Consider the following 16046-nt stretch of genomic DNA (forward strand, 5'->3'; position numbering starts at 1 on the left):
CCGAATTGCAAGTTTACTGGACGGCTGCTTATGCTTGCTCTTCCTGATGTTTTAGTGCTGCCTTGATGAAGGCCACAAACAAAGGATGCGGATTTGCCACTGTACTTTTGTACTCGGGATGGTATTGTACACCAACAAACCATGGATGGGAGGGTGCCTCTACAATTTCTACCAATCCGGTTTCCTTATTAATACCGCTGGCTACTAATCCTGCCGACTCTAACTCCTCCTTGTACTGGTTATTAAACTCGTAGCGGTGTCTATGGCGTTCGGAAATAACCTTAGCCCCCCCGTAAATATTTTGTGCCAAGCTTCCATCCACAAGTTCACAATCCCAAGATCCCAATCGCATGGTTCCTCCCTTGTTCTCTATGTTCTTCTGCTCTTCCATAATACTGATTACTGGATCTGGGGTATTGACATCCATCTCAGTAGAATTGGCTTGTTCCAATTTAAGAACGTTTCTAGCGTATTCTATCACCGCCATTTGCATTCCTAGGCAAATGCCCAAAAATGGAATCTTGTTTTCACGTGCAAATTGGACGGCCTTTATTTTACCTTCTATACCGCGTTCACCAAAACCAGGTGCCACCAAAATAGCATCCAATCCGGTTAACTTTTTCTCTAATGCCTTCCCTTTTAAATGCTCGGAATGGATAGACTTCACTTTTACCTTCACATGGTTCACAGAACCCGCATGAGTAAAGGATTCTAGGATGGACTTATAAGAGTCCTGTAATTCTACATACTTACCAACCAAGCCTACAGTAACCTCGTTCTTTGGATTTTTATGCCATTCCAAGAATTGGTTCCAATGGGTAAGATCGGGAACTACATCATCCGTTAGGTTTAACTTCTTAAGGGTAACCGTATCCAAGCCTTCTTCCTGCATTAAAATGGGCACATCGTAGATGGTAGAGGCGTCTATGGATTGTATTACCGCTTCTGGTTTTACATTACAGAACAACGCCAATTTCTCCTTGATATCGTCGGAGATCTCGTGCTCTGTTCTACACACCAAAATATCGGCCTTGATCCCACTTTCCATTAAAGTCTTAACAGAGTGCTGGGTAGGCTTCGTCTTTAACTCGCCAGCCGCAGATAAATATGGTACTAAGGTTAGATGGATCACAATGGCGTTATTATCCCCCAATTCCCATAGCAACTGACGTACAGATTCTATATAGGGTAAGGATTCTATATCCCCTACAGTACCCCCTATTTCGGTAATCACGATATCGTAATCGCCGTTTTTACCTAATAGTTGGATTCTTTCTTTAATTTCATTGGTAATATGCGGCACCACCTGAACGGTTTTACCAAGGAATTCACCTCTTCTTTCTTTCTCTATCACACTTTGATAGATTCTTCCTGTGGTAACGTTGTTTGCTTGTGAAGTACGTACATTAAGGAATCTTTCATAATGCCCCAGATCCAAATCGGTTTCTGCACCATCATCGGTCACATAACACTCCCCATGCTCATAGGGGTTTAAGGTACCAGGGTCTACATTAATATATGGATCTAGTTTTTGGATCGTTGTTCTATAACCTCTTGCCTGCAATAATTTGGCAAGAGAGGCCGCTATAATCCCTTTCCCTAGGGATGAAGTAACCCCACCGGTTACAAAAATATATTTCGTTTGTGACATGAAGCGTTAGGTTGAATTCTTAACGCGAGCAAAAATACGAATTGCAATCACAATTTATAGTTAATACCGTGGAAAATCTTTTTGAATTTTGCGAATTAACCCTTCCAATCCGTTTATTTTAATTTCCAGCATGGATTTTAGCAGATCTCCTAACTTTCCCCCGGGAAAACCACTTTGTTGAAACCATACCAAATAGGGTTCTGGCAGGTCTACTAGATACCTTCCTTTAAATTTCCCAAAAGGCATGCGGTAATGCGCCAATTCTATTAAATGTTTTTTATCTGGAACTAGATTCATAACTGGCAATGCAATTAAAGCGCATGGAGGTTTCCCCTTAAAGAAAATGTGATTAAATAAGTATTTAGAGCACCCAATTAAAGGAAATATTCCTAACAATATCTGGATGAAGGCTATAGTGAACCGGGCAGGTCCGGGCAGTATGCTCCAATATTTTCCTGTTTTTATCGGAAATATCTTTGGGCAAATTAAAGTTCACATCTATCCTTACAATCCGCCTAGGGTCTGCTTCCATAAATTTGGTTACTTCCGCAACGGAATCTATAAGATTTACCTCTAGGTCTCTTGCTTTTATCCCCATTACGGAAAACATACAACTTGCCAAGCCGGTAGCTATGGTATCCGTAGGCGAAAAAGCCTGCCCAAGTCCATGGTTATCCAAGGGCGCATCGGTAACAAATTTATTACCCGATAGCAGGTGCTCACAATTTGTTCTTAAATCTCCTAAATAGGTTACTTTGGAAGTCATATTTATTCTGTTATTTCTACCACTTTCATATCCTGGAATCCCATAATATAAGCGGCATTATTAAAATACCCGGAGTTGATTTTCTGAACGTAATCAAACTTATTACCCGTATATTCCGTACCTCCTATAAGTTTGGAGGCATCCATCAAATTGTTTTTATAGGCTAATTTCAATAAAAGGTCGTAGGCAATATCAAAACCTCTAACCGCATACATATCCGGTTCTGCTCCAAACTTAGCCCTGTAGGCCCTAGTAAATGAATTGTTCCCCACTTCCCGGGATGCGGAAGGATAGGTAAACCTTAAATTAGACATATGTGAGTAGGACACTACCTCATTGTCGAATGCTACATTTTTATTAGTAGTAAATAGCCTGATCGTTACCTTATCACTTATAAAGGAATTCAGCAAGGATGCCACATGGTGCACCACATTGGCTTGATTTGTTTCCAAGAAAACAAAGTTTTCGGTTTTATCCGATAGGGAAGCGGAAATCTGATCGATATTTAAAGTTCTATCTTCCTTTAAGGTCAGCGTAGTAGCCCCAGGAAACTTTCTAAGTAAAGTGGCCTCAGTATTCTTATTTTGTGAATCGGCGATAACTATAATCTTTTGATCCGTTCTATTATTGGAAACATAATCCAATAGCTGATCCTGCATTACCGCTCTAGAAGGTAGGGCAAAAAACACATTGCTTAAGCTTAAGTCGCTACCCTCTGCCAACGGAGCTACCACCGGCACCTTATAGTTAGCAGCCTGCAAAGCCACCTCCTTGACAGACTCCGGATCTAGTGGTCCAAATATAGCAGAGACCCCATGAAGGTTTTCTCGTTGTACAATATCCTTGGTACGATTTCTACTAAGCTCTGTGTCATAGGTTTTCACCTCTACCGAAACCCCCAATTTGGCCAGAGAATCGATAGCAATTAACGCCCCCGAATACAACCCGAGGCTATACCTTACATCTTTCCTTTTCTGAATGGCATTGGTTACAGAAACGGTATCATTTAAATTGAGCCTATCTAGCCTAAAAGGCAGTAAAAACATCAATTTTGGACTATAGAGCGGATTAATACTATCTACCATATTGATTCTATCGAGAATAAGGGCATTTTTCACCTCAAAATTCCCGGTTTGGTCCTTTGGCAGCTTCAAGATCATCCCCGCTTTCAATCCATTTTTTAGGTCGGGATTCAACTCCAACAATTCCCTATAGGTAAGTCCTAATTTTCGGGTAAGTGAAAATTCGGTTTGCTTTGGCTTTACTTCGTAAAAATTGTAATTCTCCGTATTTACTGCGTCCGTAAGCCCGGATTTCACGGGGATCTGAAGTACCATCCCTTCCTTTAATCCACCTCGTTCGCTAATTTGGGGGTTTAATTTTACAATTTCCTCTGCAGTAACTCCAAACTTTTTCTCCAAACTATAAAAGGTCTGTTTTGGAGGAACCGTATAGGAGGTATACAATTGGGTTTGTTGATTCTTGATTTTCCCTTTTATAAGTTTAGGCACCAAGAGCTCTTGCCCAGTGGCCAAATAATCGGTGGTTTTGGAAAGGTCTGGATTTAAGACCAACAGACTATCCAAGGTAATACCGTATCTATAGGCGATACTCCACCTAGTCTCTTTTGGCTGTACGGAATGAATTTCGAAATCCTCTTCCAAATATTCTACCTCTGGCTCCCTTTCTTTCCTGTATTTGGGAATCTTAAGAGTCATACCTTTTTTCAACTGAACCGAATACAACTCCCTATTATACCGCTTAATATCGTTTTCGCTAACCTGATATTTTTTAGCAATACCGTAGAGTGTTTCCCTTCTTCTGGTTCTATGCGATATAAACCCAACCGGGTCTGGTCTTCCTTTTTCTACATCTTCCCCCTGCATTTTCTCCAACAAGGCACCTATCCTACTTTCCTCTTCCGCATCTTTTTGAACAACGGGTCCTTGGGGCGTTTCCCCCATCGGAATAACAAGGATAGTATTGGTACTTATTGGCTGACCTTTTTTTACCTCCTTATTGTATTTTAAAATACCAAGTTCAGAAACCTTGTATTGTTTTGCAATACTCTCCAATGTCTCCCCTTTCTTCACAGAATGGGTGGTGAATTTTTGTGCAACAGCACCTACCCCAACCAATAGAAGGAGCATGGTCATACATATTGCTTTTGTAGTTAATTTCACTATCCTGGATTTTATAGATTAAACGCAATTAGACACCATTTGGCAAAGGTCATTTTACCGCAACTAATGACATTGCATAATAAAATGACCTCCAAATATAGGTTTATTCTTCCTAACTAGATCCTATTCCCACTCAATGGTTGCCGGTGGCTTGGAACTAATATCGTATACAACCCTATTTACCCCTCGCACCTTATTGATGATGTCGTTGGAGGTTTTTTGTAAAAACTCATAAGGTAAGTTCACCCAATCTGCTGTCATCCCGTCCGTACTTTCAACGGCTCTCAATGCTACACATTTCTCATAGGTACGCTCATCTCCCATTACCCCTACACTATTTACGGGTAGAAGCATGGCACCTGCTTGCCAAACCTTGTCATAAAGACCCCATTCTTTGAGTCCGTTTATGAAAATGGCATCCACTTCCTGAAGGATAGCAACCTTTTCTCGGGTAATATCCCCCAAAATACGTATTGCCAATCCAGGTCCTGGAAAAGGATGTCTTCCCAACAATTCTTTATCTATACCCAAGCTAGCACCTACTCTTCTCACCTCATCCTTAAACAACATTCTCAAGGGCTCTACCACCTTCAGTTTCATATAATCTGGCAATCCGCCCACATTATGGTGACTTTTAATGGTTGCAGATGGTCCTCCTGTGGCAGAAACCGATTCAATAACATCTGGATAGATGGTTCCTTGCGCCAACCATTTGGCATCTTCTACCTTGTGGGATTCATCGTCAAAAACCTCTACAAACACCCTACCAATCGTTTTTCTTTTGGCCTCTGGGTCACTTACTCCTCCTAAATTATCCAAAAAGCGTGCCGAAGCGTCTACTCCTTTAACATTTAATCCCATTCCTTCGTACTGATCCAGTACCGCCTGGAATTCATTTTTACGAAGTAATCCGTTGTTTACAAAGATACAGTGTAAGTGTTTCCCAATTGCCTTATGCAAGAGAACTGCTGCTACTGTGGAATCTACCCCACCAGAAAGTCCTAGGATCACCTTTTCGTCTCCTATTTTCTCCTTTAATTGAGCTACTGTGGTCTCCACAAAGGAATCTGGAGTCCATGATTGCTCTAAACCGGCAATATGAACTAGGAAGTTCTCTAATAGTTGCTTTCCGTCCGTTGTGTGATAAACCTCTGGGTGGAATTGGATTCCGTAGGTTTCCTCTCCGTCTATTTTATAGGCAGCATTTTCCACATCGGGAGTACTGGCCAATCTAGTGGAATTAACAGGTAGTTCTTTTATGGTATCGCTATGGCTCATCCATACCTGGCTTCCTTCTGAAATTCCGTCGAAAAACGACTCTTTATGATTGATGAACGATAGCGTTGCTCTACCGTATTCCCGAGTACTGGAAGGAGCTACCTTTCCTCCGTTGTGATGTGCCAAATACTGAGCTCCATAACAAACTGCCAAAAGTGGCTTCTTGCCTTTTATCTGGGACAGGTCCGGATTGGGAGCATCTTCAGCCCTAACTGAAAACGGGGACCCAGAAAGAATCACGGCCTTATACTCCGATAAATCTTCGGGTAAATGGTTGTACGGTTTAATTTCGCAGAAAATATTAAGCTCCCTAACTCTTCTAGCAATGAGCTGTGTATACTGGGAACCAAAATCTAAAATGAGGACGTTATTTTGCATGGGCAAAAATAGTAATTTGAAAAATTTAGAAAAACATCTTTAATAGATATTTATGAAAACCATCATAAATGAGGGCAAAAATACCTATTTAATTTACATCTATCCTGATTAATTAAAACAATATGGCCTAAATATACAGATGCCCAACCAATGTAAACGGGCAAACTTGCTACTGTATACCTAAACCTCCTTATAGATTCTATGGGAAAAAATTTTCACTAAGAAGCTCCCCTCCTCAGCCTCCTTGGATACTACTGAAAAATAAAAAGCAGTTTATAATCAACTTTTTATTTTTAACTTTATTTCCACAAACAACAAACATCATGGGAACGGATTACTTTGAGCAGATTAGTCAGGAACTACTAAAAGGCCCTACTGAAAAGGACCATCCTTTTAGATACTTCACCTTTGCCACCGTGGGCCTAGACCATGTAGCACGACTCCGCACCGTGGTAATGCGAGAGGTAGATAGTGATTTAAACATTATTTTTTTTACGGATAAACGCTCAAAAAAAATCACCCATATCAAAGAAAACAACAAAGTAAGCCTCCTCCTTTATCATCCCGAAAAACTAATGCAACTTAGGATAGAGGGAATAGCTGATTTTAAAAGTGATGAAGCCACCAAGAAAGCTTATTGGAGTTCCATCCCAGAGCTGGCTAAAAAAGAATACACCACCCTTAAATCGCCCGGAAGCACCATAGCAAGTCCGGGCAAGTTGGAGTACCTCCCCTCGGAAAATCATTTTTGTATTGTGAAGATCACCCCCTTTAAAATAGAATACTTACAGTTAGGAACACCCGACCACACCCGCGTCTTCTTCTCAAAACTAGACTACGGATGGGAAGGCGAATTTTTGGTTCCCTAGTGTTTTTTATCGTTGCCCTATTCCATGGACTCCAAGATCATGGCAATATCCTCTTGGGTGGTTGCGGGGTTAATAAAGCAAAACCTAGCTACCGTTTCAAACTTCCCTGCTATTTTATATTTAGTAGGCGTCACCAGCGCAAATCCCTCCCGATGGTTTTTGTACGTCCAGCCCCTATAATCCTGTGCGGTCCACCCCACCCTTCTAAAGAGCACGCATGAGAGGCTGGGATCTCTTACTAATTCTACCAATGGGTTTTTGGTAATTAATTCTCCAGCTATTTGAGCCAACTCCATTCCCCGCTCCACTGCCCACGCGTATTTATCAGTACCGTGAACGGCTAATGAAAACCAGAGCGGCAAGCCCCGAACCCTACGGGTAAGCTGTATTTGATAATCGGAAGGATTAAATCCGCGAGCCCCTTCGTCATTAAAAATTTCCAAATAGGATCCCTCTTGAGAGTGTGCTTCCTTGGCAAGTTCTGGTTGCTTATACAAAATAGCACCGCAATCATAGGGAGAAAAAAGCCATTTATGCGGGTCAATGGTAATACTATCTGCTTTTTCCAAGCCCTTAAACAGAGGTCTAGCCTTTTCGGATGCCAAAGCCCCTCCCCCATAGGCAGCATCTACATGAAACCAAAGATGCTCCTCCTCACATAGCTTACCTATGCCCCAAAGGTCATCTATAATTCCTGCATTGGTTGTACCTCCAGTAGCTACTATGGCAAACAAACGCTGACGCTCTAATGGGTCTAGGGAGGCTATTTTTTCCTGAAGGGCCTTCGCGGTCATCTCTTCTTCCGTCTCCACCAAAAGCACATCACAATCTATCACCTTCGCCATTGCTTTAACGGAAGAGTGGGCACCGCTAGAAGTAATAATAATCCCTTTCTTATTCCGATTATCTGGATTTTTCCGCCAATATTCCCGCGCCGTTACCATGGCCGAGAGATTGGCTGCGGTACCTCCACTAGTGAACACCCCAAAGGCTCCACTTGGCAAACCCGTTAAGGACACCAACCATTTCATGGCCTCGTTTTCACAAAATATTCCACCAGCCCCTTCCATCCAATAAGCACCGTGGATGCTAGATGCCGAAGTAACCAGATCGAACATTACGGCAGCCTTGGTTGGGGATGCCGGCACAAATGCCAAATGCCTGGGATGGTCTATAGGAACGGTGGCCTTTAGCAGTTCATCCTTAAACAGAGTAAAGGCTTTCTCGCCCCCTATTCCCAAAGGTGTAATGGTTTCCCCTACCAAGGCTTTTAACTCCTCCTCTTTTTTGGGCTTCCCCAATTCTGGAGCAGGATGAGTGAGTCTACCAATGGCATATTTCATGACATCCAAGGTCATTTCTACCATTTCAAAATCTACTTTGTGCATGGACATAGTGCGTATGTTTTTTTTAAAGTATCCTACCTGTTACAATGTGTTATTTGAGATTAAGGAAGCCCTAGGACTAATCCATTTTCACAATGGTAAAATCCCCCGATAATGGGTTAAGTGCCTCCATTAAACTGGGAATTAACCGCTCTCCATACTCCAAATAAAGCTCGGAAAAATTGAGGTTCCTTTCCTGAAGGGATTTATTTGGGAAAAGTTGGTTCTGAATATCCGTAATGCGGACCACCTGATTCTGCAATTTTCGTTTTTGCGCTTTTAGCAATCTTTTCTCCAGATGATCCAAGCCTTTAAGCTGCTTCACCTCTTGTGCCTTCACCGCACCCAAAAACGAGGCATCGGTTTTTTCGGCCAAATTATACATCTCTTTAAACTGCTGAATTAAATGCTCCCTTTGAGGCGTGAAATCGATATCGATATTTGAAATCTCACGAATTTTCTTATTGATAAAACTGTTTTGATCCAAAAACAAATCTTCAATGGAAATATGTAAGCTCTCCAATTTCCCACATTGCTTGGCAGTGATCACCAAAGCTGAATTTCGCAGCAACAGCATGGGAAAGGTCACCCCCATATCCTTGAACATGGCCTCTAACTGCAACCAATACGCCAATTCCCCACCACCACCTATATAACATAGATTGGGCAATACCACCTCTTGATACAAGGGTCTGGACAACACATTGGGCGAAAATCTTTCTGGATACGCCTTTAGCTCTTCCAGAATTTCTTCCTTGCTAAACCGGATCTTTGTATCCATCACAAAATACCTCCCGTCTTGCTCTACTATGCGCTGGCGAACGCCATCGATAAGATAAAAATAATTGATTTCCCGTGGGTTTACCTGAACGCCATAATTTTTGCCCAAGGCTTCTAAGTTGGCTATGGTTTTCTGAACCATCTTATGGGTACGCTGCTCCAACAAATCTTTTTCCACATAGGGAATAAGTAGATTTTTTAATTGGGGGTTGTTCCCGTCTATAATCACCAAGCCATATTCCCCAAATAGTTCATTGGCCAGGTAGCGGGTAGCGTCATCCAAGGTTGTATGCTCCAAATAGGCTTTTCTAAACCATTCCTTTAGTTTATTGGCATTGATACTATTTCCCATCTCATTGGAAAACGCATCGCAAATTGCCTGCAAGCCCTCGGTATTTAACTGTCCTACTGCTCCCGAAGCCTCTTTGTTCCACTGTAATTTCTTCCCTTTAAAGTTAAAGTAATTGATCTCCTCAAAATCGTGATCCTCAGTAGCCATCCAGTATACCGGTACAAAATCATTTTCCGGATACGCCCTTTTTAGGGATTTGGTCAGGTTAATTGTAGTAATAATCTTATATAAAAAATATAAAGGACCGGTAAATAAGTTTAATTGATGCCCTGTAACTACGGTAAAGGTCGATTTTTCCTTTAATAATAAGATATTGGTCTCCGTGCCGCTAGATATTTTGAAATTTTCATATTGCCCCATTAACACCTCGGTTAACACCTTTCTATTGGCCAGGGGAAAGTTGGATTTCTCCTTGATTTGAGCTTTAAATTCACCAAGCTCGGGCTTTCTATTGTAAAAGGGATCTAGATCAGGAGTCCCCTCCAAATAATCGCATATTAAATTAGTAAAATAACCGGTCTTTTTAAAGGGTATGCCTTTTACTTCCATAAATTAGTGGTAATTGCTTGGGTAAAGATAGGGGTAACCCTATTTTTCAAGTCCTAAAAATACGTTAAGAAGTTTAATTAACCATTTTATACGGACTTTTTCATTTTTTGGTTCGGTTAGCCATTATTTTATGTAGGTATATCTAACATGTATCTGCAGAATATCAGCATTATTCCTTAGTTTTGGTTTCGAGCTATTCAATACCGATTTTTTTAATATGAAAAGACTATTCTTCTCGCTACTGTTTTTAGTAGCTACAGTAGGCATTGCACAAGAAATACAATCGCCTTCCCAGTTTTTGGGCTATGAATTGGGTACTGCCTTTACAAGACACCATAGGGTGGTAGATTACTACAACTATCTTGCCTCAACGGCCCCAGATCGGGTACAGCTAGTAGAGTATGGAGTAACCTACGAACAAAGACCATTGATCTTGGCCTATGTTTCTAGCCCAGGGAATATGAGTAATTTAGAAGCCATCCAGGAAGCACACATAAACAATACCAAGGGTGGAGATTTGGCCGAAAAGGCCATAGTATGGTTAAGCTATAACGTACACGGAAACGAAAGTGTAAGCACGGAGACCTCCATGCAGACCATCTATGAGTTATTAACCCAAAAAAAGGACTATTTAGAGGATACCGTAGTAATTATGGATCCTTGCATGAATCCTGATGGGCGCGATAGGTATGTAAACTGGTATTATCAAAATAAAAATACCCCTCACCAACCAGATCCCAACAGCAAGGAACACCACGAGGCTTGGCTTAGCGGACGATCTAACCACTATATGTTCGACCTAAATAGGGATTGGGCCTGGCTTACACAAAAAGAAAGTCAGCAACGCATAAAGATCTTCAACCAATGGCTCCCGCATATCCATGTAGATTTTCATGAACAGGGTGTAGACAACCCCTATTTCTTTGCTCCAGCTGCAGAGCCTTATCACGAAGTGGTGACCGATTTTCAGCGCGACTTCCAATCGGTTATCGGGAAAAACCATGCAAAATATTTTGATGCCAACGGCTGGTTTTATTTTACCAAGGAGATTTTTGACCTATTATATCCCAGTTACGGCGACACCTACCCCACCTATAACGGGAGTATTGGTATGACCTATGAGCAAGGAGGTAGCGGACGTGCTGGCTTGGGAATAATCACTGGAATTGGGGATACCTTAACGTTAAAAGACCGTATCTCCCATCACCTTACTACTGGCTTATCTACCGTAGAGGTAGCCTCTCAAAACACCAAGCTGCTAAACGAGCAGTTTCAAAAATTCTTCAACAACACCAATTTTGAATACCAAAGCTATATTCTTAGCGGTAACCCCGATAAATTGGAAGCCCTGGGTAATTTATTGCAAGCCCATGACATTTCCTTTGGATGGGCCCAGAATGGTTCCGCCAAAGGCTTTGATTACCGGTCCGGAAAAATTAAATCGATAAAAACAACTTCCCAAAATATGGTGGTCTCTACAGACCAACTAAAGGGGACCATGGTAAAAGTACTTATGGAGCCCCATACCAAACTAAGCGATTCCCTCACCTATGATATTACCGCATGGTCTTTACCCTACGCCTATGGCTTAGATGCTGTTGCCTCTAAAACATTGGTAAAATCGGGCCCCAAAGAAGCAGCCAACAACACCTCCAATGCACTATCTAAGGATGCCTATGCCTATTTAGCGGAATGGAACAGCATGAAGGACGCCCGATTCCTGGCAGAATTATTAAAACAGGAAATAAGGGTGCGATTTGCCCAGCAGCCGTTTACCACACAAGGAAAGACCTTTAACCGAGGAAGCCTGATCATTACCCAGGCCGACAATAAAAACCATAAGAACTTTACAGCCACCTTGGAAGCCATTTCCCAAAACCATCAAATTTCCCTTACGCCTACCCCAACAGGGCTGGTGGAAAAAGGTAAGGATTTTGGTTCGAGCTTGGTGCCTATGATTACAGATGCTAAAATCGCCATTTTATCTGGCTCGCCTACCAGCACCTTACAATTTGGTGAAGTATGGCATTTCTTTGAACAACAACTAAACTATCCGGTCACAGTATTGGATGCTAGTTATTACAGCAGGGTAGACCTATCCGAATACGACGTTTTAATTTTACCCAATGGCTGGTATAGCAGCTTCTTTGACGAATCAAAACTGGAGGACCTAAAGAGTTTTGTACGCAATGGCGGAAAATTAATCGCCATGGGAGGAGCTATAAAGGGCATCAACGGTGAAAAAGGCTTTGCCATAAAAGAGAAGACGATGGAGAAAGATAGCCTCCCGAAACAATATCCCTATGAGGACTCTGAGCGGGAATACATAAAAAACAGCATTACCGGAGCCATATTTAAAACCAAGGTAGATACTACCCACCCCTTGGCATACGGCTATCCAGATTTTTACTACACCTTGAAACTGGGGAAAGACGCCTATGGAAAGCTTAAAACTGGGAATGTGGCCTATTTGGAAAAGGACAGCAATCCTATTTCGGGCTTTGCTGGTAGCGAAGCACGGAAAGAAATTAGCGAAACGCTTGTTTTTGGAGTAGAAGACCATGGAAAGGGACAAGTTATTTATATGGTAGACAATCCGCTGTTCAGAGGTTTTTGGGAAAATGGAAAACTATTTTTTGTCAATGCCCTTTTTATGGTTCAATAGAAATAAACACTAAACCGATTATCATGGATACGATCCCGGCAATTGTTACAGCTCAACGAAAATTCTTCCAAACCAATATTACCAAGGAGGTAGACTTTAGGATTTCACAATTAAAGAAGCTGGAATCATTGCTCAGGGAAAATGAGACAATGCTCCATGAGGCCATCTACACCGACTTTAAAAAATCGGCCTTTGAAAGCTATACAACCGAGATAAGCTTGCTTTATCACGATATTAAGGAGGCTATTAAAAAGCTTCCGAAGTGGTCTAAGAAAAAAAGAGTGAGGACCAATTTGGTAAATCTGCCTGCCCGATCGTATGTAATTCCAGAACCTCTGGGAGTAAGTTTAATCATTGGTGCATGGAACTACCCCTACCAATTATCCCTAGCACCGGCCATAGCGGCCATAGCTGCAGGAAATACGGTTATCCTAAAGCCCAGTGAACTTCCCGAACATACTAGCAGGGTTATGGCTAAGCTGATCAATGAAAATTTTGACCCGCATTTTTTTAGGGTTATAGAAGGTGGTGTTCCTGAAACTACGGAACTATTAAATCAAAAGTTCGATAAAATATTCTTTACCGGCAGCGTTCCCGTGGGAAAAATTGTTTATCAAGCAGCTGCAAAAAACCTAACTCCCGTAACCTTAGAGTTGGGAGGTAAGAGTCCGGCCATTATTACCGAAGATTGTGATCTAAAAATGACGGTAAAGCGATTAATCTGGGGCAAGTTTTTAAATGCTGGTCAGACTTGTATTGCGCCAGACTATGTGGCAGTACATACGTCCGTTAAAAGTGAATTTCTAGAACTGGCCAAGAAAGAAATAGAAGACTCCAAGTTTAAGGTAGAGGAAGACAACTATGTACAAATCATAAACGATGCACATGTAGCCCGACTGATTAAGTTGATAGCAACCGATAAGGTTTATACAGGCGGGAAATACAATTTGGATGCCCGAATTATTGAACCCACTATTTTAACGGATATTACTTTTGAGGACGCGATAATGCAGGATGAAATCTTTGGCCCCATCCTCCCCGTATTAGAATACGATGATCTGGATGCTATCATTGCCAAAATAAAGGAACGCCCAAAGCCCTTAGCCTGCTATGTGTTTACAAAGGATAAAATGGTCAAACAAAAGGTATTGAATCAAATCTCCTTTGGAGGTGGTGCCGTTAACGATACCGTGATGCATATTACCAATAGCCATATGGGATTTGGCGGTGTTGGGGATAGCGGTATAGGAGCTTATCATGGCGAGCACGGGTTTAGAGCCTTCTCACATTACAAAGGCATCTTGGACAAGCCCACCTGGATAGAACCCAACCTAAAGTACCACCCCCATACAAAAAGCAAACTAAAATGGATAAAAAGACTGATGGGTTAAGAACACACCCTAAAACTATTGCGAGACAACTATTTCTCCTATCCTCCCTTTTTTTACTCTTAGCAATGCCATTGAGCGTACTCGGCCAATCCTCCAAGGAGCCTCTTAAACTAGGAGTGGCCGGACTCTCCCATGATCACGTTCATTGGATATTAGGCAGACCAGATCTAGGCGATGTTGAAATTGTAGGAATCGCGGAAGCAAACAAGGAGTTGGTGGCTAGACTTGCCAAACACTATGGCTTTTCCTTAGACCTTGTTTTTGACTCCTTAGAAGAGATGATCGAAGAGGTACAGCCCCAGGCTGTTGCCGCCTTTGGCAGTGTCTATGATCACCTATCCGTGGTGGAAGCCTGCGCTCCAAAAGGGGTCCATGTAATGGTAGAAAAGCCACTGGCCGTAAGCATGGAACACGCTTTAAAAATGAAGGCTTTGGCCCAAAAACATGCTATTCACCTCCTCACTAACTATGAAACCAGCTGGTACGCCACCAATCATAAAGCTTATGAGATGGTGCAGTCCCAACAATTAGGGGACTTACGGAAAATAGTAGTACACGACGGACATGAAGGACCTAAGGAAATTGGGGTGAGCAAGGAATTTTTGGAATGGCTTACCGATCCAATACTGAACGGTGCGGGAGCCTTGACAGATTTTGGCTGTTATGGAGCCAACTTGATTACTTGGCTTACAAAAGGTGATAAACCAGAGGCAGTTATGGCCCTAACCCAGTCTATAAAGCCCGATATCTATCCAAAAGTAGAGGATGAGGCCACTATTTTGTTACGTTATCCTAAAATGCAGGGCATAATCCAAGCCTCTTGGAATTGGCCTTTTTCACGGAAGGATATGGAAGTCTATGGAAGTACTGGCTACCTCATCAGCGAAAACTCCGCCGATCTAAGATTTAGATTAAAAGACCATAAAATAGAACAAAGGCAGACCCTTAATCCCCTGACCGATCCGTATAGGGATCCTTTTAGCCTATTGGTAGCAGTAATCAACAATTCCATCACCTTAGAAGACTACGACCTACCTGCCCTGGAAAACAATATGGTGGTCATGGAAATATTGGAAGCTGCAAAAGAAAGTGCCCGCACCGGGAAATGGATTTACTTGGAATAAGTTTTATTCCAGCTATTATAAGAGAGGCAACAATCTTCCTACCATAATGTTCCTAGCTTAAACTAGGGTGTATTAAGCGTACTCGATAGCGCAAGACCTTTGAGAAGCCATCTACCGATATCCCCAAAAACATAGGTTATAACCATGGCTATTGCTATCTTTGTGGGTGGCCTAAATTTGGCTTCTTTAAAAGTTAATCTTTATAATAAATACACACAATGAAAAATATATTTGACCTTAAAGTAACTGAGGAAGTTATACAAAGAATAAATACATTAGATCCGACCACCACCCCAAAATGGGGTAAAATGAATGCAACTCAAATGCTGGCCCACTGCAACGTGCCCTATGAAATGGTTTACACGGACAAACATCCTAAACCCAACGCTTTTGTTAAGTTTATGCTCAAGCTTTTTGTAAAACCCACTGTAGTAAACGAAACACCCTACAAACGAAATAGCAGGACTGCACCGGCATTTATTATTACGGATGAGAGGGATTTTGAGGTTGAAAAGAAAAGGTTGATCGATTACCTTAAAAAAACCCAAAAACTAGGGCAGGAATATTTTGACCGAAAAGAATCCCATTCTTTTGGTAAACTAAACATATCTGAGTGGAATAATCTCTTTTACAAACACCTAAACCACCATTTGGAACAATTTGGTGTATAAGCAC

Annotated in this window: 12 protein-coding genes; 5 read left to right on the top strand and 7 right to left on the bottom strand. The window is 41.8% G+C overall.

Annotated elements, in window-relative coordinates; all coding sequences use genetic code 11:
* Positions 1-28: 28 nt before the first annotated feature.
* The 5 genes from F1E73_RS00500 to guaA form a co-directional block, all read right to left on the bottom strand.
* On the bottom strand, positions 29-1651 hold the full coding sequence (locus tag F1E73_RS00500) for a CTP synthase (protein WP_086477221.1): 1623 nt from the start codon (positions 1649-1651) through the stop codon (positions 29-31).
* A gap of 60 nt (positions 1652-1711) precedes the next feature.
* Positions 1712-1948, bottom strand: a complete 237-nt coding sequence (locus tag F1E73_RS00505) for a DUF3820 family protein (protein WP_086477220.1) — start codon at positions 1946-1948, stop codon at positions 1712-1714.
* Positions 1949-2012: 64 nt separating this feature from the next.
* Entirely contained in the window at positions 2013-2417 is a 405-nt protein-coding gene (locus F1E73_RS00510; protein WP_086477219.1) for an OsmC family protein, read from the bottom strand.
* 2 nt (positions 2418-2419) lie between these two features.
* Positions 2420-4600 carry a LysM peptidoglycan-binding domain-containing protein gene (locus tag F1E73_RS00515; protein WP_223883315.1) on the bottom strand — a complete coding sequence of 727 codons (2181 nt, stop codon included), beginning with the start codon at positions 4598-4600 and terminating at the stop codon, positions 2420-2422.
* Positions 4601-4723: 123 nt separating this feature from the next.
* Entirely contained in the window at positions 4724-6256 is a 1533-nt protein-coding gene (guaA, locus tag F1E73_RS00520) for a glutamine-hydrolyzing GMP synthase (protein ID WP_150450831.1), read from the bottom strand.
* A 323-nt stretch (positions 6257-6579) separates the two neighbouring features.
* On the opposite strand from guaA, the gene F1E73_RS00525 reads away from it, so the two are divergent.
* Positions 6580-7125 carry a pyridoxamine 5'-phosphate oxidase family protein gene (locus F1E73_RS00525; RefSeq protein WP_150450832.1) on the top strand — a complete coding sequence of 182 codons (546 nt, stop codon included), beginning with the start codon at positions 6580-6582 and terminating at the stop codon, positions 7123-7125.
* 17 nt (positions 7126-7142) lie between these two features.
* Here F1E73_RS00525 and F1E73_RS00530 read toward each other — a convergent pair whose 3' ends face one another.
* Together F1E73_RS00530 and bshC are read right to left on the bottom strand one after the other, a co-directional pair.
* Entirely contained in the window at positions 7143-8513 is a 1371-nt protein-coding gene (locus F1E73_RS00530; RefSeq protein ID WP_150450873.1) for a pyridoxal phosphate-dependent decarboxylase family protein, read from the bottom strand.
* A 76-nt stretch (positions 8514-8589) separates the two neighbouring features.
* Positions 8590-10191, bottom strand: coding sequence for a bacillithiol biosynthesis cysteine-adding enzyme BshC (gene bshC / locus F1E73_RS00535; protein WP_150450833.1), 1602 nt, complete (start codon positions 10189-10191; stop codon positions 8590-8592).
* Positions 10192-10408: 217 nt separating this feature from the next.
* On the opposite strand from bshC, the gene F1E73_RS00540 reads away from it, so the two are divergent.
* The 4 genes from F1E73_RS00540 to F1E73_RS00555 all read left to right on the top strand — a co-directional run bounded on the left by F1E73_RS00540 (position 10409) and on the right by F1E73_RS00555 (position 16042).
* A complete protein-coding gene (locus F1E73_RS00540; RefSeq protein WP_150450834.1) occupies positions 10409-12856 on the top strand; it encodes a M14 family zinc carboxypeptidase in 2448 nt (815 codons plus the stop codon).
* 23 nt (positions 12857-12879) lie between these two features.
* Entirely contained in the window at positions 12880-14247 is a 1368-nt protein-coding gene (locus F1E73_RS00545; RefSeq protein ID WP_150450835.1) for an aldehyde dehydrogenase, read from the top strand.
* Complete coding sequence (locus F1E73_RS00550) at positions 14223-15371, top strand: Gfo/Idh/MocA family protein (protein ID WP_150450836.1); 1149 nt, start codon at positions 14223-14225, stop codon at positions 15369-15371. The genes F1E73_RS00545 and F1E73_RS00550 overlap by 25 nt, the downstream gene beginning before the upstream one ends.
* 218 nt (positions 15372-15589) lie before the next feature.
* Positions 15590-16042 (top strand): DUF1569 domain-containing protein, encoded by a 453-nt coding sequence (locus F1E73_RS00555; RefSeq protein ID WP_150450837.1) that lies wholly within the window; start codon positions 15590-15592, stop codon positions 16040-16042.
* Positions 16043-16046: the final 4 nt, after the last annotated feature.

It is taken from the genome of Arenibacter lacus (genome assembly GCF_008711145.1).
GTDB classification, from domain to species: Bacteria; Bacteroidota; Bacteroidia; order Flavobacteriales; family Flavobacteriaceae; genus Arenibacter; species Arenibacter amylolyticus.

Excerpts from the sequence above, each read along its gene's own strand:
- bshC (WP_150450833.1), bottom strand. The coding sequence starts at position 10,191 with ATGGAAGTAAAAGGCATACCCTTTAAAAAGACCGGTTATTTTACTAAT.
- F1E73_RS00540 (WP_150450834.1), top strand. The coding sequence starts at position 10,409 with ATGAAAAGACTATTCTTCTCGCTACTGTTTTTAGTAGCTACAGTAGGC.
- F1E73_RS00555 (WP_150450837.1), top strand. The coding sequence starts at position 15,590 with ATGAAAAATATATTTGACCTTAAAGTAACTGAGGAAGTTATACAAAGA.
- guaA (WP_150450831.1), bottom strand. The coding sequence starts at position 6,256 with ATGCAAAATAACGTCCTCATTTTAGATTTTGGTTCCCAGTATACACAG.
- F1E73_RS00530 (WP_150450873.1), bottom strand. The coding sequence starts at position 8,513 with ATGCACAAAGTAGATTTTGAAATGGTAGAAATGACCTTGGATGTCATG.
- F1E73_RS00545 (WP_150450835.1), top strand. The coding sequence starts at position 12,880 with ATGGATACGATCCCGGCAATTGTTACAGCTCAACGAAAATTCTTCCAA.
- F1E73_RS00500 (WP_086477221.1), bottom strand. The coding sequence starts at position 1,651 with ATGTCACAAACGAAATATATTTTTGTAACCGGTGGGGTTACTTCATCC.
- F1E73_RS00505 (WP_086477220.1), bottom strand. The coding sequence starts at position 1,948 with ATGAATCTAGTTCCAGATAAAAAACATTTAATAGAATTGGCGCATTAC.
- F1E73_RS00510 (WP_086477219.1), bottom strand. The coding sequence starts at position 2,417 with ATGACTTCCAAAGTAACCTATTTAGGAGATTTAAGAACAAATTGTGAG.
- F1E73_RS00525 (WP_150450832.1), top strand. The coding sequence starts at position 6,580 with ATGGGAACGGATTACTTTGAGCAGATTAGTCAGGAACTACTAAAAGGC.
- F1E73_RS00550 (WP_150450836.1), top strand. The coding sequence starts at position 14,223 with ATGGATAAAAAGACTGATGGGTTAAGAACACACCCTAAAACTATTGCG.